This is a genomic window from Nocardiopsis alba, from assembly GCF_000710955.1.
Taxonomy (GTDB): Bacteria; Actinomycetota; Actinomycetes; order Streptosporangiales; family Streptosporangiaceae; genus Nocardiopsis; species Nocardiopsis alba.
In genome coordinates this window covers 25,778-45,800 of sequence record NZ_BAZE01000019.1, presented here as the reverse complement: position 1 = coordinate 45,800, position 20,023 = coordinate 25,778, and the positions used below count along the sequence as shown (strand labels likewise).

Below are 20,023 nucleotides of genomic sequence, written 5' to 3'. Positions count from 1 at the left end.
GCGGGAGGCCTCATGGCAGGGATGGTCACGGGTATCCCGACCGGCACGCCCGGCGCGAACCTCTCCTCCCCGCCCTCCGCACGGTCGTTCCGCCACCGGTCGGTGGCCGTGCGGAACACGGCGGTCGCGGAGTTCTTCCCGGTAGCCCGCTCCCGCACGGCTCCCTTCTCCTCCTGTCCCGGCCATGATCCGGGGCCGCGCCCGGCCCCCAGCGGTCCCTCCTCGTCGATCACGGCCTCGTCCTCCGGTCACGGCCACGACGCCCGGCCTCACGCCCGAGACGGGTGGTGTCCGGATCCCCGTGCCGCACGGTCCGGAGAACACACGGAACGGCGAAGAGAGGAGAAGGCATGAGCGATACCGGAGCGGGCGGTGAGAGTCCCTGGATCCCACCGGGGCTGCGGGGCTATCGCCGCCGGTGGCTGCGCGGGGACGTGATCGCCGGGCTCACGGTGTGGGCGGTGCTGGTCCCGGAGTCCATCGCCTACGCCACCATCGCCGGGGTTCCGCCGATCATCGGCCTGTACGCGGCCCCCGCGGCCCTGATCCTGTACGCCCTCCTCGGCTCCTCCCGCCAACTGGTGGTCGGCCCGATGTCCTCCACCGCCCTGCTGTCCGCGGCCGTCGTGGCCTCGGTGGTCGGCGGGGGAGGGGACCCGGTGGCGACCACCGCCGCCCTGGCCCTGGTCGCCGGGGTGATCGCACTGGTCGCGGGGCTGCTGCGGCTGGGGTTCGTGGCCTCCTTCATCTCCGAGCCCGTCCTCAAGGGTTTCGTGATCGGGTTGGCGCTGACCATCATCGTCGGCCAGTTGCCCAAGCTCACCGGCACCGATGGCGGCGACGGAGAGTTCCTCGGAAGGCTCTGGGGGTGTTCCTCTCCGGGCTGGGGGAGACCGACGCGCTCACGCTGTCTGTGGGGCTGCTCGCCCTGGCGGCGCTGCTCCTCCTCAAGAGGATCCTTCCCCTGATCCCGGCCTCGCAGGTCGTCGTGGTCCTGGCCATCGCGGCCACCCGGGTCCTAGGCCTGGAACATCATGGTCTGGACATCGTGGGTCCGCTGCCCGGCGGGCTTCCGCCGCTCGGACCGCCGGACCTGACCCTGTCGCAGTACGGGGCGCTGGTGGCCGGGGCCGCGGGCATCGCCCTGGTGGGCTTCGCCGAAGGGCTCGGCGCGGCCCGCACCTACGCCGCCAAGGCCGGGGACCGCATCGACCCCGATCGCGAACTCCTCGGGCTGGGCGGCGCCAACCTGGCCTCCGGCCTGTGCTCGGGCATGGTGGTCAACGGCAGCCTGTCCAAGACCGCCGTCAACGGCGCCGCCGGGGCCCGCTCCCAGGTCTCCGGGCTGACCGCGGCCCTGTTCACCGTCCTCACCCTGCTGTTCCTCACCGGCCTGTTCGAGGAGCTGCCCGAGGCGGTGCTGGCCGCCGTGGTGATCTCCGCCGTGGTGGAACTCGTGGACGTGGGCGCGCTGCGTGATCTGTACCGGCTGACCACGCCCGCGCTGACCGCCGTCTACGGTCTGGCCTCCCGGATGGACTTCCTCGGCGCCGTCGCGGCCCTGCTCGGCGTGCTGTTGTTGGGCACCCTCCAGGGGCTGCTCGTCGGGGTGGGCGTCTCCCTGCTGCTTCTGCTGCGCCGTTCCTCCCGCCCCCACCTGGCCGAACTCGGGCGGGTCGATGGCCCGGCGGGCTCCGGTCCCCGCTGGGTCGACCGTGAACGCGAGAGCGACGCGACCACCGAGGATCGGGTGACCGTGTTGCGGGTGGAGAGCGGCCTGTACTTCGCCAACTCCGAGTTCGTGCACGATCGGGTCGTGGACGCGGCCCGCCCGGAGAACGTGCGGGCCGTGGTCCTGGACGTGCGCGCGGTGCCCTTCGTGGACGCCACCGCCGCGCGCATGCTCGACCGGCTCGCCGAGGACCTCCAGGGGCACGGGGCCGCTCTGCTTCTCGCCCGTGACCTGGGCCAGGTCCGTGATCTGTTGCGTCATCCCCACGCGCTGTACCCCTCGGTGGAGGAGGCGGTGCGGGCCGCCCACGCCCGTATCCGCGGCGATAACGGGGGAGACGGGGAACGGTGAGCGCACGGAGATGGTCTCCCGCAGCGCTCCGCGGGCCGACCACGGCTCGGGATCCGTGTTCGCTCCGACGCGCTCGTGCCCGTGTGTCTCGGAGTGCGGACATCGCAGGAAGCAGCGTTCGACGAACGATCCCGGAGGAGAACCATGCTCAACGCACTCGCGCAGGTCCTACCGTTCGCGTTGGGACTCATCGCCGCGCCGCTGCCGATCGTGGCCGTCATCCTGCTGCTCATGGCCAAGGGCGGCCGGGGCAAGGCCCTGGTGTTCGTCCTCGCCTGGGCGGCAGTGATCCTCGTGGTCTCCCTGGTTGTGGCGCTCATCGCGGGGGCGGGCGACACCACCGGCTCCGGGGAGTCCCCGACCTGGGTGGGCTGGGTCCAGTTGCTGCTGGGTCTGCTGTTGCTGCTGTTGGCGGTCAAGAGCCTGCGCACTCACCTCGGACGCCCAGAGGGGGAGACACCCGAGCCTCCCGAATGGCTGACCGCCATCGACTCCATGAACACCGGCAAGGTCGTGGGACTGGCGCTGCTGCTGGCCGGGGCCAACCCCAAGAGCCTGGCGATGATCCTGGGCGGCGGCGCGGCCATCGCCGCCTTCGGACTCCAGCCGGGCGGGACCGCCGTGGCCGCCCTGATCTTCGCGGTGCTGGGCAGCCTGGGCCTGCTCGTGCCGCTCCTCGCCGTCACGGTGTCGGGGGAGCGAGGCACGCGCACCCTGGAGAAGGCGCACACATGGCTGGTCGCCAATAACGACACCGTCACCATGACCGTGCTGTTCGTCTTCGGTGGTGTCTTCGCCGCGAAGGGACTCGGCACCCTGCTCGGTTGAGTCAGGGAACACCGGGTTCGTGGCGCGGGCGCGTCGGGAACGTGACACCGAGGGGCGGGCACTGGGCCCGTTCGAGCGGACCGGGAATGATCACCGGCCGGAGTGACCGTTTTCGGCCGAACCGACCCACAACACCGGCCGTTAGGGGACAATCGCCCTCATGGGACGTAAGAAGATCTGGGCGTCGGCCTTGGGTACGGTCGCGCTGGTGCTCGCCGGGTTCTGGGCGGTCCCCCGGCTCTTCCCCGACCTGGACTGGGGGTTGAACGAGCTCAACCAGGTCGCGGGTATCGCGTCTCTCGCGGTGGCCGCGGCGGCTCTGGTCATGACCGTGTGGACGTCGCGCTCGGACGCACCCTCGCACGACGGTGGCGAAGACGCCGAAGGTGACTCGATCGAGATGGATCGGGTGCGGGCACAGGGGTCGGTCACGGGTAAGGCCGGCCCTGAGACGACGTCCTCCGGAGACCGGCTCCGCATGCGCGGTATCCGGGCCGGTAAGGACGTGGTCGGCAAGAAGACCACGCAGGCGCGCCGCAGGCCGCCCCGGTGAGCGGCGAGGACACCTTCTCCCAGGTGCCCACGGCCCATATCGACATGCGGTGGATCGTCGCCGGTGGCGACGTCATCGGGCAGGTGGTGAACCTGCCCCGACCACTGCCCACCGCCCTGTTCTCCCTGCCCCCGCCCCCGTCCAGGTTGGTGGGGCGTGTAGCGGACCTCGAAGCGCTGCTCGGCGAACTCGCCCCGGCCCCCGAAGACGGCACGCGCACCGATCTTCCCCAGGGGGAGAACGCCTCCTCGGGCGTGGTGGTCTCGGCTCTGGCGGGGATGGGCGGGGTCGGTAAGACCGCCCTGGCCCTGGCCGCCGGAGCGATCGCCCACCACAAGGGGTGGTTCTGCGCCGAGCTGTTCGTGGATCTACGCGGTTACACCCCGGGGTCCGAACCCCTGTCCGCGCACGCGGCCTTGGATGTGCTGTTGCGCCAGATGGGGGTGGACCCGGAGGACATTCCCGTGGGGGAGACGGAGCGGTCCTCCTTCTACCGTTCCGCGCTGGCCGCTCTCGCGAGGGCCGATGACCAGGGGCGTCCGGTTCTGGTGGTGGCGGACAACGCCAATACCGCCGCTCAAGTGAGGCCCCTCCTGCCCGGGCCGGGCGGACACAAGCTGGTGGCGACCAGCCGCGGGGGCCTGCACTCCCTGGCCGGGGCCCGTCACGTGGACCTGGACGTCCTCGATCTCGACGGGGCCCTCACGCTGTTGGCCGCCGAGCTGACCTCGCACACCCCCGAAGACCCGCGCGCCGAGGACGAGGCGGGGCTGGGCCGCCTGACCGAGCTGTGCGGACGCCTGCCATTGGCGTTGGAGATCGCCGCCGCCTACCTCAAGCGCAACCCCCGCCTGACCCCGGACCGGATGGCGGACCGGCTGGAGAAGGCCGCGTCGCGAGTCGACAAGCTCGCCGACCCCGATCGTAGGGTCGGGAAGGAGCGGGCGCTACGGGCGATCTTCGACACCTCCCTGGAGCACCTGGACCGGGGCGAGGCCGAGGTGTTCCTGCTCGTGGCCTCCACCCCGGGCCCTACCCTGAGCACGGCCTCGGCCGCTGTCTTGACCGACCTGCCCTTCGAGGAGGTCGAAGAGGTACTGGAGGAGCTGGCTGCCGCGCACCTGCTCACCCAGCCGGCCCCCGGGCGATGGGGGGTCCACGACCTGCTCGCGGACTACGCCCGCCACCACCCCGACCCGCCCGCCGAACGAGACCGGGCACTGGGGCGGCTTCTGGACGGCTACACCGCCGTTGTTCGTGCCGCCGACCAGCACTTGCAAGCCCTGCCGGGGCGGTCGACATCCGACCTCTTTCCCGATCGGGAGACGGCATTGGAGTGGTTGGAGGCCGAGCACGCCACGCTGGTGGCCGCGTCCCTGGCCGCCCCGGGCCTCGGGCACACCGGGGCGGCCATGGTCCTACCCCTGTGTCTGGGCTTCTACCTGGGGCGTGGGCGTCACTTCGAGGACCTGGAACAGGTCTCACGCTCCGCCCAGAGGGTCGCCCACGCGGTCGGCGACGCCTACAACGAAGCAGGGGTATGGACCAACCTCGGCGTGGTGCTGCGGCGGACGCGTCGGTTCGATGAGGCGATCGACGCCTACATTCACGCCTGCGACCTGTACCACCAGGTCGGTGAGGCTCGAGGTGAAGCGCAGGCGTGGAACAACCTCGGCCTGGTGTTGGTCGACCTGCGCCGGTTCGATGAGGCGATCAGGGCCCATTTCCGCGCTTGTGGGGTCTTTGAGCAGGCCGGTGAAGCCCATGGTGAAGCGGGAGCGTGGAACAACCTGGGTGCGGTGCTGAGGCAGGTGCGTCGGTTCGATGAGGCGATCGGCGCCCATTACCGCGCTCATGAAGTCTTTCAGCGGGTGGGCGACGCTCATGGTGAAGCGCAGGCGTGGAACAACCTCGGCTCGGTGTTGGTCGACCTGCGCCGGTTCGATGAGGCGATCGGTGTGCTCAGCCGTGCCTGTGAGGTCTTTCGGCAGGTGGGTGACGCCTACAGCGAAGCGCAGGCGTGGAACAACCTGGGTGCGGTGCTGAAGCAGCTGGATCGGTTCGATGAGGCGATCGATGCTCTCAGCCGCGCCCGTGAGGTCTTTCACCACGCGGGTGACGCCCACAGCGAAGCACGGGCGTGGACGAATCTCGGTGCGGTGTTGGTCGATGTGAGTCGGTTCGATGAGGCGATCCAGGCTCACACTCGGGCCCGCGAGGTCTTCCAACAGGTGGGTGACGTCCACAGCGAAGCCGTGGCGTGGAACAACCTCGGCGTGGCGTTGGCCGATCTGGGGCGGTTCGGTGAGGCGATCGACGCCCACACCCGCGCCTGCGATCTGTACCAACGGACCGGCGACACACACGGTGAGGCGGGGGCGTGGCGGAACCTCGGCGCGGCGCTGACGCCGGGCGGCGGCCGGCGCGCCGAGGCGGTCGAGGCGATGCGGCGGTCGGTGGACCTGTACGAGACCTCCGGCGACGAGCATCGGATGCTCCGCGTACAGGAATGGCTCGCGCGGATCCAGCAAGAGCCCGATGCCGATGGTTCGACCTGACGGGATGTCGCTGTCCCAGGTCCGGCTCCGCCACCTGTTTCCACCTCGGCTACCGCAGGGTCCTTGGGGGCGGCCCTCGCGAGAACCCGCCTACGGTGAAAAGACCTCTCCTCTCCGAGGTGGGACAACGCGATGCCGATGAACGGCGAGGGGCTCCTGCGCGATCGCCGCTTTCGAACCTTCGTCGGTTGCACATAGGGCCGCGCCGGTCACCGTCGATACGGCGACCGGCACGGCCCTGTCTCTTACTCCGTGGCGCTGCCTCGCATGAAATGCCACCGGCAGCGGGGCTAACTGCCGCTTCCGTGCTCCGGCACCTCGGTTCGGAGGTTCTCGCCTTCGATGTCCACGTTGGGCAGCACGCGCTCCATCCACCGGGGAAGCCACCAGGCGGCCTTGCCGAAGAGCGCCATCACGGCCGGCACGAGCGTCATCCTGACCAGGAAGGCGTCCACCAGGACACCGATCGTCAGAGCGAAGGCCACCGGCTGGATCGTGGTGTTGTCGCTGAAGACGAACGACGCGAACACCGAGATCATGATGACGGCCGCGGACACCACCACGCGGGCGCTGGACCGGAAGCCGGTGACGACGGCCCGCCTCGCGTCGCTTCCGTGCACGAAGTCCTCGCGCATCCGGCTGACCAGGAAGACCTCGTAGTCCATGGCCAGACCGAACAGGGTGCCGATGAGCACGATGGGCAGGAACGACAGCAGGGTGTCGGTCGGTGTGACCCCCAGCAGGTCGCTGCCGTAGCCCCACTGGAACACCGCGACGGTCGCGCCGAGGGCCGCGCCCATGCTCAGCACGAAGCCGAGGGCGGCCTTGATCGGCACGAGAACGGAGCGGAAGACCAGCATCAGCAGGACCAGGGCCAGACCCACCACGACCGAGAGGAAGAGCGGCATGGCCTCGGCGATGCGCTCCGAGGTGTCGATGCTGGTCGCGGTGGCTCCGGTGACGGTGATCGTGGAGTCGGTGTCGGACTTCCAGTCCTGGCGCGCGTCCCGGACGTCGTGCAGCAGGCCCTCGGTCGCCTCCGCGGAGGGACCCTCATCGGGGACCACCACGATCATGGACGTGTCCTCGGCGTCGTTGTGGACGGGCGGCTGCACGGCCGTCACACCGTTGAGCCCTTCCAGGTCCTCACGGACCCGATCGGCGGCACCGGTGTCGTCGGACTCCACCACGACCAGCAAGGACGCGTTGTAGCCCTCGCCGAACTTGTCGGTGACGGTGTCGTAGGCCTGGTGCTGGGTGCTCTCGGGGGCGCTGGACTTGTCGGTGGGCAGCCCGAGCCTCATGTCCTGGAGCGGGAGCAGAGCCAGGCCCAGCACGATCAGGACGGAGAGCGTGGTGATCAGCGGGCGCCGGGTGACGGCGGCGGCCCAACGTGAGCCCAGGGTCGACTCGGCGGTCAGGGCCCGTTCGGCGCGAGCGCCCAGACCGGGGATACGACCGGAGCCCACCTTCGTGCCGAGCAGACCCAGGACGGCGGGCAGCAGCGTGATGGCCACCAGGACCGAGAAGGTCACGGTCATGGCCGCGGCCATACCCATGACCGTCAGGAACGGGATCCGGACGATGGCCAGGCCGAGCAGGGCGATCACCACCGTGACCCCGGCGAAGACGACGGCGCTTCCGGCCGTGCCGATGGCCCGGCCGGTGGACTCCTCCGGGTCCATGCCCTCCAGGATCTGGTGACGGTGGCGGGCGAGGATGAACAGGCTGTAGTCGATGCCCACGGCCAGGCCGAGCATCAGCGCCAGCAGCGGGGCGGTACTGGTCAGGTTCAGGACCTGGGAGAGCGCGTAGAGCAGGGCCATGCCCGCGCCGGAACCGGCCAGCGCCATCAGGATGGGGATGCCCGCCGCCACCACGGCGCCGAAGTTGAGGGCCAACACGACCAGGGCGATCAGCAGGCCCACGCCTTCTCCGCCGTGGATGCCGGAGACCTCGGCCACGGAGATGGACTGGCCGCTGAAGTCCACGGTCAGGCCGGCCTGTTCGGCCTCGGTGCCGCTGTCGAGCAGGGCGTCCACCGTCTCCGGCGCGACGCTGCCGTCGGGCTCGGTGAACTGGACGGCGAGCAGGGCCGTGGTCTCGTCCTCGGAGAACAGGGGGATCTCCTGCTTGACCCGGTCGTCGATCTCCTCGACGGCCTCCTTGGGCAGGTCGTCGTCGGCGATGCGGCGGTCGACCTCTTCTTCGACCTGCGGGCGGACGAGCTCTTCGTCGAAGGCGGGCGCCTGTGCGGCGACCTGTTCGCGCGCCTGCTCCTCGGCCTGCTCCAGGGCCTGCTCTCGGCCGGGGGCGCCTTCGGGGTACTGCGCCTCGACGGCGGCCCGTGCCTGTTCGACCGCGTCGTCCTCCGCGGACGACAGCTCGGAGTCGTAGTCCGCGCGGGCCTGCTCCATGCCCGACTCCATCAGGGTGGAGCGCAGTTCATCGCTGTGCAGGGCCTCGTCGTAGCCCTCTTCGTAGAGCTCGAAGGGATCGGTGACCGACTCCACCCCGTCGATGCCCTCGATCTCCCGAGCGGTGTCGCGTACCGCCTGCTCGTGGGCCTGTGAGGTGACGTTCTCGTCATCGGGTGCGGTCAGGACCACGGTGGCCTGGCCGCCGCTGCGTTCGGGGAAGCGCTCCTGGAGCATGTCCACCGTCTCCTGGGACTCGGTCCCTGGGATGGAGAAGGAGTCGGTCACCGGCACGCGGAAGGTGACCGCGGCCGTGGCCAGAAGGGCAACGAGCGCGACCCAGGCCAGAAGGACCGGCCAACGGTGTCGGTAGGAGAACTTTCCCAGGTGATAGAGGAGTGTCGCCATCGTCTCGTCTTCTGTGGGAGGGCGTCATCGGGATCCGGGCTCCGCGTCCGATCCGCGTTCTGATGATTTCATCAGTTATGACTCATTGCTCAGGCGAGACTATACGCGGCGCCCCGCGAGAACCCCATGCTCGGACGTGTGTCCTCTCTCGCCTCGCCCGGTTCCCTGGGTCACCTCGGGGCTCGCATGCCCTGGGTGTGCGCCTCTGCGAAGGTCGAGTGAGGTGCGGTAGCGAGTTCATGGGGGAGCGGGTGAAGAAGGACACCCGGTTCTGAGGAAATCCTCAACTCTGATGGAAGGTAGGGTGGCCGGGCCGGACGAGTCAGAGAGTGAGAGTCGACCCATGCCCGCTACTCCCGAAACAGCGCCGAACCGCACCGCACGGCGCAAGGCGCGCACCCGCGCCGCCCTGGTGCGCGCGGCACAGGGGTTCATCGCGGAGGGCCGACCCCACGCGCCGATCCTGGAGATCACCCAGGCCGCCGACGTGGGCATGGGCTCCTTCTACAACCACTTCGAGAGCCGCGAGGAACTCATGCGGGTCGCCTCTGAGGAGGCCTTCGAAGCACACGGACGACTCCTGGACGAACTGACCCTCGGCATCGACGACCCGGCGGAGATCTTCGCCCAGAACTTCCGGCTCACCGGACGTATCCACCGCAGGGAACCGGAGCTGAGCCGCGTCCTCCTGGACTACGGCCTCCAGCTGATCGATATCGAGATCGGCCTGGCCCCCCGAGCCCTGCGCGCCATCAAGGCCGGGGCCGACGCGGGACGCTTCACCGTCGCCGACCCCGAGTTGTCCCTGACGATCGTGGCCGGAGCGACGCTGGTCCTGGGCAACCTCCTGCACGAACACCCCGAACGCGACGACGCCGAGGCCACCGATCAGGTGGCCGAGGACCTTCTGCGCATGCTGGGTATGGCGCCGGAGGAGGCGCACGAGCTGGCCCACCGGCCGCTGCCGGAATTCCCCACGGTCGCCTGGCAGGAGGCCGATCTCTGAGGCGTGGCGTCGGGGCGAGTCGTGTCCACATCGCCGCGCGCGGCGGCCCCGGCCCGAGGTGAAGTAACGGGCCGCCGCGGGTCCGGGGCGTTCGCGACGACCGAGGCCGGCTCCTCAGTTGGACGCTTCCCGTGAGCGCTCGGCAGAGCCGGGCGGCTGCATCAGCTTGAACACGGTGCGGGCCGCCCCGGCCTGGATCCCGGAGCGCACACGCTCGAACAGAGAGGCGGGCGCGGGCGGCGCGGGCAGGCGACGGATCAGGGCCCTCACGTTGGCGCTGTCGATCGCCGCGGCCGGCCCGCCGCGCAGGGTGCTCTCCAAGCCCGCGGTGAAGTAACGGGCCGCCGCGGTGGGCGCGAAGGGCCAATCGCTTCCATAGAGCACGTGACCGGGCTTGGCGAAGGCCAGCAGCGTGGGCAGGGCCGCCGGGCTGGAGGACAGGGCCGTGTCGAAGTAGAAGCCGCGGAAGTCGCGCAGTACTTCCAAGGGCGTGCGTCCGGTGTCGTCGGCGATGGCCACCGCCATCCGGTGGGAGGAGTAGGGCACGAACCCGCCCGAGTGGCTCAGGACGAACCGGATGTCGGGGTAACGGCGCACCACCCCGTTGCGGACGAGCAGGTACGCGGCGCGCGTGGTGTCCAGGAGAAAGTCCGCGGCGAAGGGCGGGATCCCCTCCACCGGGGGAGCGGGAAGGTCGGCGGGGTGCACGAAGACGGTCGCGCCTCGCTCGTTGAGACTCCGCCACAGGCGGTCCTGCCCCGGGCTTCCCGCGTAGACGCCGTGGGTGTTGGCCAGGACCGTGACCCCGGCGGCCCCGAGCTCGTCCAGGGCACGCTCGGCCTCGACCACCGAGGCGTCGATGTCGGGCATCGGCAGGGTGGCGAAGAACCCGAACCGGTTCTCGTGCTCGGTGCCGAGGCCGTGGGAGAAGTCGTTGAGGCGCGCGGCCATGTCGGCGGCCTCGTCCCGATCCGTGAGGAAACCGGCTCCAGGGGTGGAGACCGAGACGATCGCCGTGGCGATACGCAAGGTCTTCATCGCCGCGAGCGCCGCCTCGGGGCTCCAATCGGGGAGGGGCCGCCCGCCGGCGTCGGCGATGCCCGCGCTCGCCAGGGCCTCACGGTAGAAGGGCGGGATGATGTGCTGATGGACGTCGATACGGCGGCCGATCACGAGACCTCCCGCGCGGCGTGGTCGGAGGTCAGGTCCAGCGCGATGTCGCCGAGCATGTCCTCCTGTCCGCCGACGAGTCCGCGTCGGCCGACCTCGACCAGCGGATCATGGCCGTCCACCCCGTTCAAGCGCCGGGCGGTCCGAGAGTGAACCAGGAGTCGCCGCCTCCCCTCTCGCTGGGTGGAGGGTCCCGGACAGGTGGAGTAACGCACCATGACCCGATCGGTCGTGGAAGCGACGTCGTGGCGCATGTCGGTGACCACCTCGGTTTCGTTTCCGGTCAGAGGCCGTTGACGGTGACGATGACCTGTTGCCAGGAGGGCAGACGGTTCTCGTAGGGGGCATCGGGATCGTGCAGGACGGTGACCGGCTCCATCCCGCGCAGGATCTCCAGGGAGCGGACGAAGGCCGGGTGGGCGGCGAGCTGGGGCTTGCAGTGCGGCACGACCACGGTGGGTACCCCGTATCCGACCATCTCGCACAGCAGAGCGATGGCGAAGTTGTCCGCCAGCCCCTGGGCGAACTTGTTCGTGGAGTTGAAGGTCAGTGGACAGGCCAACACCACGTCGGCGGGCGGTAGGGACTTACCGTGCCCGGGCTTGCGGAAGGCGACGCGGACCGGCTCGCCCGTCAACTCCGCGAGCCGGTCCTGGTCGTGGAAGTCGGTGCCCGTGGGGGTGGACAGTACGGTCACACGCCAGTCGTGGCCGTGAAGGGCCTGGACGAGTTCGGGCGCCCCTTCCGGGGCGGAGGCTCCGGACAACACCAGGTACAGGCTTCTCGACATGCGTCCGAGTCTAGGGGCCAGCGCACAGAGGAGCCGGCGTCTTGAGATCGTCTGCCCAGCGCCCACAGCCGAGTGGCGATTCCGCACTCACCGGAACAGGATAGGGGGTCAGGAAAGGCTCATTTCCTGAGTAATTCATCGATCCGATCGAGTGCTTGTGACATTCATGGTATCTCTTCAGTGAAGTGATTAGTTTAGCTGAGTGATCACATCTCGTGGGGCGTTTCTCTATTCCCGGGCACTCTGACCACGACCACCCAGCGGTCCTCCTGGTCGGCATCAGGTGACTTGACTCGCTCCGCCCACATGCTATCACGAATATGGGGAATCCAATTCTTTTTGGGTGTTAGGTCGAGAATGGCGAGAACTCCCAGGGATACGTTGGCGGCCTGATAGGCAGCTGTCTGTCCTAGGTAGCGACTGAATCCTTTTTTGCTAATTTTCCCTCTGGTTCGTTTGCACTCGATAGTCACCGAGCATCGTGATAGTCGAACCTCGATGTCCGCGCGCCCGCCACTCCGATCGGGAATCTCAACGTTAACATCCTCTGAATGGCTATCGAGATAGTCAAGAAGGTCATCTTGGAGGGCGCTCTCCAGGGGGAGGTTCTGTCCCGGTCCTGGTGAGAATAGGTAGGAAAAAGCGCGGCCATGATGGGCGCGCCCTCTATTGGTTCTATTTGCCAAGAAGCGAATCAATAGATTAATGATACGAATAAAATCTCGGCGAACCTCGACCGTTCTGAAGTCGGCACAATCTTCCAGTGTCTTAACGACATCACTGTAGATCTGCTGCTGGGCTACCGGTAGCCTGGGTTCTACCGGGCTCTCATAGCTAAGAATTTGTTCCGACAGGAAATCGATGATTTCCTGCGGAACTTCATCGAGAGCCTTGGCGCCAAGAGTGGCGACCAACTGGGATTTGGGCGCCTGATGAACTTTTCCCGGGTTCACTACTTCCTGAGGTGTAGGTTCTCCGGAATGCAGGCGATCATCCACGGCTTGAAGTAGTCGTTTGGCTGACCGATTGTCCCAATCTTCGGGTGCATCAGTAATGAGTCCGCGAAGTTGAAGTAGCAGGCCCTGGCGTGAGGCGAAGGCGTCCTCGATGCGCGGAGCAACGAGGATCTGGGTCCCCAGCGCGCTCTGAGGGTCCTGGAGACGGACGCTGCGGTGTGCGGTGTAGACAGTCAGGATATGTTGGATGGTTTGGTTTGGCCATACGGTTACCGGTTTATCCAAGTACTGATCGGCTTGCTCGAGGTCGAGCGCTAGTTCGTACCAAGAGGCCTCGGTATCGTATCGGCCAGCCCTCCAATGGGTGCGCGTCCCCATCAACCAAAGAGAGCGTTCTGTGGTAGTACGGCGCAACTGATTAGCAGCCTTTTTTAAAGACGCGCTCTGTCCTGTTTCGAAAGCGAGAAAGGCTTCGATCGCGGCCAGGAAAGCGGTAGCGTCGGTACGATCCTCATCCGCCTTGACAGCTTGTGACAACAGAGCCTGAGCGGAACAGAAATATTGAACGAGCGAGTCGCGGTCTGGGGCGTTGGCTGCATCTGCCAGGCGACACATAGCCATTTCGTAGACCGCATCTCCGTGAACGTCGGTGTGCGCGAAATTTTCCAAGGCTAAGAAAAGTTCCTCTTCGCGCCAATGCTCATAGGCGGCACCCAGGGCGCGCACCACTTTTCTAGCATAAGAAGGTGGTGCTGCTGGGGCTTGCGGGTCCACAAGGTAGGAGAAGAGACCGTAACGACTGGTACTACCGGACAACACCAGGCGCAACGATGCTTCGAGGAATACCCCCGCGAGTTCGGCGTCGAGGGGTGTATCGCGGTGGTCAGCGCGTTGCAGAGCGAGTTTGTTGAGTTGAGGCGCCGTACTCCGCAGATATCCGCTGTGCTCGACCAACTGATCGAGGATGTCGTCGGCGACAGCCGGTCTGTCAGTGGATGCCAACGCCTGGTTGATGAAGGACACTGCGCGTTCAGGAGCCTGCAGGGCGTCCCACTCGACAAGCATGGTCTCGGCGGCTCGGAACCACCAGGGAGAGTCGATGAGAGTATCCGCGTTCTCCCAGAGGACCGACTCGCCGCCCAGCTCATCAAGCGTGGGCGGCTGCCCCTCCTTCAACAGCAGCATCTCGAGTCGGGTCAAGGTGATGTCCTTTCTCGAGAGTCTGCTTGGCAGGTCGGTTGCCTCTTCCTAACAGACGTTCACCACACTGGTCTGCCCGGGGCGGCGGCTTTGATGCGATGTTCGGGGATCACGTTGACGGCCACGTCGCGTTTGGCAGTTGCGGTGATCACTTGCAGGCCAGGCGTCTCCTCACAGATGCCATGAAGTTGACTGAGAACCTCGGCAAGGTCGACATCGATGGATTCCTGTGCACCAGGGGAATCCAGGAGGAGCAGACCAGGATGGCGCCCGACTCCGGACTGCTGGCCGATCCTCAGCAAGGCCAATAGGGTGGCAATCCGAAGCCGTACCTGCTCTCCCGGGGTGACCTTAGTGAAGGTGGTGTCAGAGCCGCCCTTCCACACCTTCATGGAGCCGTTGCCACTGAGTTTGATGTTCTGGATCTCAGAAGCTCCCAAACGGACGGCGAGCCGACAGATCTCCTGGCTGACATCCTCCAAGAGCTGAGAGGTAGCGGACTTGGCTCGTTTGTCGGCTTCCTTTGCCGCGGCTTGGAGGATCTGCTCTTCACGTGAGGCACTCTCGGGGCGTACCGCGCGTCGTTCGGCGTCTTGACGTTCCTCGATTCGCCCTTCGAGTCTGGCCAGTTCCAGATACGCGTGCAGCGTGGATTGCTCCGGTAGTGAGGCCTCCGCTGAGGTGAAGGCGGTGCGTGCCACTTCCACGGCATGCTCTGCTGTGGCGACCGAAGTTTCGAGCTCTCGTGTGGCCTGCCTCGCCTTCCGTTGGCTTTGCTCGAGGATCTCGATTGATTCGGTGAGCTGGGCGATCGCCGCAGGCTCATGTGATGCCTCAGCGGGAACCGAACCACAGATACCGCAATGCTGATCGCCCAGATCCGCGTGGGGGAGTTCTGTCAAGGCGGTCGAGCAGCGTGGACAGCATGTTGGTGTGAGGGCTCCGAAGAAACGCTCCGCCGCCGCCGTCTCACGGAGATCCCTCAGGCGAGACTGGTCCGCGACCAGTGCCTCCCGCAATTCTTCTTCACTCCGCCGGGCCTGACGCATCCGCTCCATTAGAGCGGAGTGTCTAGCCGTCGACTCGTTCAGATCCGCAGCGGCTTTTTCTACCGAATGAGTGACTTCCTGTAGAGTTGGTGCGGCTTCGGCTTGGGCGACTCTCTCCCTCGCGCGGACTAACTGGTCCTGCAGCTCCTCGAGCGAGGTGCTACGGGCCTGTAGGTCCTGTTGGGCTCGGCGTCGTTCACCTCGGCGGGATTGTTCGGCCAAAGACAGGGCGGTCTGGGTGTCCCTGCGTGTGGTCGTCCATGGCAGCCCCACATACATCTGTAGGAGGCTGACCATGGTCCCGCCCCCTGCGGTTTGCCCCAACAGCGCATCATTCTCACGGTTGCGGCACAGGAGCGCGTGGCTGAATGCTGGCCAGGAGGTGATTACCACTTGACCGTCCGATTTTTCCGCAGATATGTCTGGGGAATCACTGTTGGTGTTTGATTCTCCCTTGCGCCAGGTTCGTAGGGGCTCCAACCCGAGACGGCTCATCATGAACTGGCCCATCACCGAAGCGAACTCCTTGTCACCTGTGAAGGTGATAGGAAGGCTGTTGTGCCCGACTGTCAGTTCCCCAGTGAGTTGTCTGTCGGTGATGTCTGCACTGACTTGAAAGGGTTCTCCATCGATCTCTGCGTTCAGACTCACTCTGTGCAGCCATCTGCGCACATCGGTCTGCAGATGGTCCGATCCTCGCAGGCACCACCAGATGATTTCTAGGATGCTGCTCTTGCCCTTCAAGTTGTCGGCGGTCACACACCACAAGCCTTCGTCCACATCCCAAGAAAAGTCGACGGATCCCGTCGATTTTCCCGTTTTCTCCCCCGAGAATTGCACGCGCCTCACCAGGAGTTTGTGAGGTCGTGGCAGGACCCCACTCTCGCGCACTCCGTACCGTGTCAGCACCTCATCCACGTGCTCGACTTCGAGATCGACACGGTTGGCCACAGCTTGCAGGAACTCGCTCACCCTGCTGCCTCCCAATCCTGATCGATCATTTTATCCAAACGCTCTCTTACTCGATCGGTGATGCCGCTGATGCTCGCCCTCCACACGGTTCGTTCGTATTCGGTTTGTTGATACTGCGCTTCTTTCAGTTGGGTTCCTGAACGTTGACCAGCTACCGTGAGCACCACACTTGCCCGTTCGTCGTACCAGAGCAGGTCCGGTGCGTCTGAACGAAGTTGGTTTGCCATAGTGCGGCCCGGCTTTGACAAGTAATAGTCCCAACGGTCGATTTTCGTGGGTGGATCACCCACTGCCTTCACCACTGCCAGACCATGGGAGACTAGAAGTGAAAGAGCATCGTCTAGTGCCTCCCACGCCCCGAATCGCCACCGAACCATCGGATAGCGAGATATGTCGGGTTCGTTGCCATGCAAGAGGGACCGTGCTTGCGAAAGCGCTGCAGTCGGATCATCTGTTATCCCTGACTCGATTTGAGTCAACAGTTCATCTGCTAGATAGTCCGGATTCCTCAGCCAGAAATCCAGCGCCTGTAGTCTTTTTTGCCCCTTGATTACGGAAACGGATTCTTTGGGGATGTAATCGCTTGATGGGTCATTGCATGGAATTCCACAGCGATCGAGAAGAAATAGCAGTCGAACCGCGTCTTGGACGCGTGACGCCCGTCGTGTCCCCAAATTTTCCATATGACCCACCTTGGGTGTTTTCACTGTCGAACATTGTAGTCCTATAAATAGATAACATAGGATTTTTATCCATGGTATGGCCAAAGGTCCTTAATTAGGATCCTCAGGTTGAAGGGTTGCACCGTGCAGCGAGGTTGACACGGGTCCACGCCCAAGAGAACGGAGCGGTCGCATGAATGTTGCAGGTAGTCAGGCGCAGGGGTGGTGTGTCGACAGTAGACGAGCGCGGCAAAACAGCAAAGACAGCAACCGCTTACGGGTGCCGGTGTTCAAAGTCGCTTCGCCATACGACGCGGATCCACTGGGCCGTCGCTGCGGGCAAGGGTTCACCAATGGATGTGGTGTACCGAGCGATCTTCTCGAGGGTCATAGCCCCAGATCAACACGTCGACATGGAGAACCTCGGGAGGTGCCATCGGGTCCTGTCGGTGATCTGTGGCGAAACAGTATGAAGTGGTACGTGCTGGCGCCGGAACATCGGACTTTTGATCCAGTGGCCATAGGTTCGAATCCTGGTGGGTGCGCCAGAGGACCCCAGTTCAGATAGGGCACACGAGGACCTCGCAAGGGAGCCCACCGTGTTGGCGTTGATACGCGCTCTTCAGCCGTGCTTCAGGAGAAACGTGCTCATGAGACTGGAAAAACGGCGACTCGGCCTGTTCGAGGTTGAGAACGACATTGGGAAGCCCGGGGCCGGTCACATGGTCGTGGTGACCGGCCCCGGGCAGTGGATATCGGACGTGAGGCCCAGGCGTCGCGGGAGAGGTCGCCCAGCGGGGTCACGCCGGACAGCCCCCTCCCTCCTCGACCTACGGGGCGGTGGTCGGTTCGTGGTCGGGCTCGTCCTCGGTCTCGGTGAGGTCGGCCTGCGAGGAGACCCCGCGGAGCATGATGCCCGCGAAGATCCCCACCGCGAGCAGGATCAGCGCGGCGATCCCTCCGGTCGCCGAGAGCGCGGACGTGAACGCGTCGGTGGCGGCCGTGGCCAGGGCCTCACCGAGTTCGCCCGGTAGTTCTCGTGCGTAGAGAAGTGCTCCGGCGAGGGTCTCCTGTGCGGCGTCGAGTACTCCGCCGGGCAGCCCCGCCGGGGCGGTGTCGGCGAGGTCCGTGCGGTAGAAGCCGAGCAGGACCGAGCCGAGGATAGCGGTGCCGAAAGCGGTGCCGAGCTCGTAGGCGGTCTCGCTGACCGCGGCGGCCTGGCCGGACTGTTCGGGGCGCACCGAGCTCATGATGAGGTCGTTCGTCAGCATCATGCCCACACCGGCGCCGAGGCCGACCAGGCACAGGGCGATGGCGATCACCCACGGCGGGGTGTCGGGGGTGAGGGTGAGCAGGGTCGCGAAACCTCCCGCTGTGATGAGCACGCCCGTGGAGACGAGGAGCGCGGTGGGGATCCGCTTGACGAGCGCCGCGGCGATGAAGCCGGCGCTGGCCGAGACGGCGGCCTGCGGCAGCATCCATAGCGCCGATTGGATGACGCTGAGGCCGACGACGAGCTGTAGGAACTGGGTGAGGGCGAACATCGCGCCGACCAAGGAGAACACCGAGAGCAGGTCGGTGATCACCGCGCCGGTGAAGGCCCGCACGCGGAAGAGTCGGACGTTGATCATGGGCACCGGCACGCGCAGCTGTCTGATGACGAACAGGACGAGCAGGGCGAGGCCGAGGAGGAAGGTGAGGAGGGCGAGGCCCGGTTCCTTGCCTCCGGCGAAGGTCTTCACGCCGTAGACGAACGAGATCATGCCCGCCAGCGAGAGGACGATGCTGGGGAGGTCGACGCGGCCCGGGTTCGGGTTCCTGCTCTCGGGGACGAGGATCGGCGCCAGGATGAGCAGCAGGATCATGACCGGGATGTTCATGAGGAACGCGGCGTGCCAGCTGAACACCTCGATGATCCAACCGCCGACGATCGGGCCCGCGGCGGCGCCGAGCGCGCCCATCGAGGACCAGACCGCTATGGCGGTGCGGCGCTGGTTGCGGTCGAGGAACATGTTGCGGATGAGGGAGAGCGTTCCCGGCATGATCGCTGCGCCCGCGATGCCGAGGAGGGCGCGGGCGGCGATCAGCATCCAGGGTTCGGTCGAGAGAGCGCCCATGACGGAGGCGATCGCGAAGAAGACCGCGCCGATGAGCAGGACCTTGCGCCTCCCGAAGCGGTCTCCCAGCGACGACATGGTGATGAGCAGGCCCGCGAGCATCAGCGCGTAGATGTCGAGCATCCACAGTTGTTGGGCGCCCGAGGGCTCCAGGTCCGCGGCGATGTCGGCCAGGGCGAAGATCAGCACCATGCCGTCGACGGCGATGAGCAGCATGGGCAGTACGAGTACGGCCAGGCCTATCCAGGTGCGGGTGGTGGCCCGGGGTGGTGTTTCCGGCATGGGTTTCTGCCTCCTAGCGAGTTACTTCACCAAGCAGTGTACTTCACCAGAAGGTATACTAATCGAGTCGATAGGAGGAACCGATGGCTCGACCGAGCGCACGGCCCAGGCTGATCGAGGCCGCCCTCACGGTGGTCGAGGAGCGCGGCGTCACGGCGCTCACACTCGACGCGGTAGCCGAGGAGGCAGGGGTCACCAAACGTGGCCTCATCTACCATTTCCCCAGCAAGCACGCCCTGCTGGCGGGGATTCACGAGGACCTCGCCGCGCGTATGGAGCGCGAACTCCTCGAAGCCACGGGAAGGGAACCCGAAGGGGCGAGCCTCGTGGAGCGCACGCGTGGGTACGTGCGGGCTTCGATGAAGTCCCCGACCAACGTCGAGATGCGGCTCATCATGGAGGCCGCCAACGAACCCGAGTGGATGGCCCCGTGGGAGCGGGTGTACCGGCGCTGGTTCCCCGAGGGGGAGCAGCCTGTGGGGGAGCTCGACGATCTCTCGCTGCGCTGTCTGGTCGCGCGGATGGCCGCCGATGGTTCCTGGGGTTACGAGAGCACGCTGTCGGCGCCGATGACCGGGGCCGATCGCGCGCGCATGCTGACGGGGATCCTCGCCCTCATCGACGACTAGCGAAACCGGTGCCGGAGGCGTTCGCCATCAACTGCGCGTGATCGTGTCCTCTGGTGCTGTCATGGAGAAGACGAGCGGAGCGGGGTCGGCGAACCGACTCGGCCGTCATGGGCGCGCCGATGCCGATCGGGTCCCGCTCATGTCCATCGACATCCCCTGAGGCGAGAAGCGGGCCGACCACCGGCGCGGCCCCGACACGCTCCCTGTTCCGCACCCGTGCCCCGATCGCCGATTCGCCCGGAGTCCTTCCCGGTGGTCTTCTCACCCTCACACCCCGACCGTTCGTGACCTGGGGTGGTCGCGAGCGGTCGACTCCTGTCAGGTGCCGGGGGCCGGGTGGCGA

General features: G+C 66.3%; 15 protein-coding genes. 7 read left to right on the top strand and 8 right to left on the bottom strand.

Features of this window, described 5'->3' with window-relative positions:
• The first annotated feature begins 350 nt into the window (after window positions 1-350).
• From TR33_RS27470 to TR33_RS25145, 5 genes are all read left to right on the top strand, one after another.
• Window positions 351-968: a SulP family inorganic anion transporter gene (locus TR33_RS27470; protein ID WP_267880678.1), complete on the top strand. Its 618-nt coding sequence runs from the start codon at window positions 351-353 to the stop codon at window positions 966-968.
• Window positions 869-2,083 (top strand): SulP family inorganic anion transporter, encoded by a 1,215-nt coding sequence (locus TR33_RS27465; protein WP_267880677.1) that lies wholly within the window; start codon window positions 869-871, stop codon window positions 2,081-2,083. Before TR33_RS27470 ends, TR33_RS27465 begins: the two co-directional genes overlap by 100 nt.
• 144 nt (window positions 2,084-2,227) lie before the next feature.
• The gene (locus TR33_RS25155) at window positions 2,228-2,911 is read left to right on the top strand and encodes a GAP family protein (RefSeq protein ID WP_042285935.1); all 684 of its coding nucleotides are present in this window, start codon (window positions 2,228-2,230) and stop codon (window positions 2,909-2,911) included.
• A gap of 160 nt (window positions 2,912-3,071) precedes the next feature.
• Window positions 3,072-3,464 (top strand): hypothetical protein, encoded by a 393-nt coding sequence (locus TR33_RS25150; RefSeq protein WP_042285934.1) that lies wholly within the window; start codon window positions 3,072-3,074, stop codon window positions 3,462-3,464.
• A complete protein-coding gene (locus tag TR33_RS25145; RefSeq protein WP_042285932.1) occupies window positions 3,461-6,022 on the top strand; it encodes a tetratricopeptide repeat protein in 2,562 nt (853 codons plus the stop codon). The genes TR33_RS25150 and TR33_RS25145 overlap by 4 nt, the downstream gene beginning before the upstream one ends.
• A 290-nt stretch (window positions 6,023-6,312) precedes the next feature.
• Here TR33_RS25145 and TR33_RS25140 read toward each other — a convergent pair whose 3' ends face one another.
• Window positions 6,313-8,847: an MMPL family transporter gene (locus TR33_RS25140; protein ID WP_042285931.1), complete on the bottom strand. Its 2,535-nt coding sequence runs from the start codon at window positions 8,845-8,847 to the stop codon at window positions 6,313-6,315.
• Window positions 8,848-9,190: 343 nt separating this feature from the next.
• On the opposite strand from TR33_RS25140, the gene TR33_RS25135 reads away from it, so the two are divergent.
• Entirely contained in the window at window positions 9,191-9,853 is a 663-nt protein-coding gene (locus tag TR33_RS25135; protein WP_042285930.1) for a TetR/AcrR family transcriptional regulator, read from the top strand.
• 114 nt (window positions 9,854-9,967) lie between these two features.
• On the opposite strand, the gene TR33_RS25130 is transcribed toward TR33_RS25135, so the two are convergent.
• The 7 genes from TR33_RS25130 to TR33_RS25110 all read right to left on the bottom strand — a co-directional run bounded on the left by TR33_RS25130 (window position 9,968) and on the right by TR33_RS25110 (window position 19,051).
• Window positions 9,968-11,026: an amidohydrolase family protein gene (locus TR33_RS25130; protein WP_042285927.1), complete on the bottom strand. Its 1,059-nt coding sequence runs from the start codon at window positions 11,024-11,026 to the stop codon at window positions 9,968-9,970.
• Window positions 11,023-11,277 (bottom strand): 4-hydroxy-2-oxovalerate aldolase family protein, encoded by a 255-nt coding sequence (locus TR33_RS27030; RefSeq protein WP_084570338.1) that lies wholly within the window; start codon window positions 11,275-11,277, stop codon window positions 11,023-11,025. Before TR33_RS27030 ends, TR33_RS25130 begins: the two co-directional genes overlap by 4 nt.
• Before the next feature lie 29 nt (window positions 11,278-11,306).
• Window positions 11,307-11,813, bottom strand: coding sequence for a flavoprotein (locus TR33_RS25120; protein ID WP_042285923.1), 507 nt, complete (start codon window positions 11,811-11,813; stop codon window positions 11,307-11,309).
• Between the two features lie 206 nt (window positions 11,814-12,019).
• Window positions 12,020-13,969: a hypothetical protein gene (locus tag TR33_RS26790; protein WP_159068823.1), complete on the bottom strand. Its 1,950-nt coding sequence runs from the start codon at window positions 13,967-13,969 to the stop codon at window positions 12,020-12,022.
• 59 nt (window positions 13,970-14,028) lie between these two features.
• A complete protein-coding gene (locus tag TR33_RS26785) occupies window positions 14,029-15,990 on the bottom strand; it encodes a coiled-coil domain-containing protein (RefSeq protein WP_159068822.1) in 1,962 nt (653 codons plus the stop codon).
• Window positions 15,987-16,697 (bottom strand): hypothetical protein, encoded by a 711-nt coding sequence (locus TR33_RS26780; RefSeq protein ID WP_159068821.1) that lies wholly within the window; start codon window positions 16,695-16,697, stop codon window positions 15,987-15,989. Before TR33_RS26780 ends, TR33_RS26785 begins: the two co-directional genes overlap by 4 nt.
• A gap of 785 nt (window positions 16,698-17,482) precedes the next feature.
• Complete coding sequence (locus TR33_RS25110; RefSeq protein WP_042285920.1) at window positions 17,483-19,051, bottom strand: MFS transporter; 1,569 nt, start codon at window positions 19,049-19,051, stop codon at window positions 17,483-17,485.
• A gap of 83 nt (window positions 19,052-19,134) precedes the next feature.
• On the opposite strand from TR33_RS25110, the gene TR33_RS27460 reads away from it, so the two are divergent.
• Window positions 19,135-19,680: a TetR/AcrR family transcriptional regulator gene (locus TR33_RS27460; protein WP_042285917.1), complete on the top strand. Its 546-nt coding sequence runs from the start codon at window positions 19,135-19,137 to the stop codon at window positions 19,678-19,680.
• Window positions 19,681-20,023: the final 343 nt, after the last annotated feature.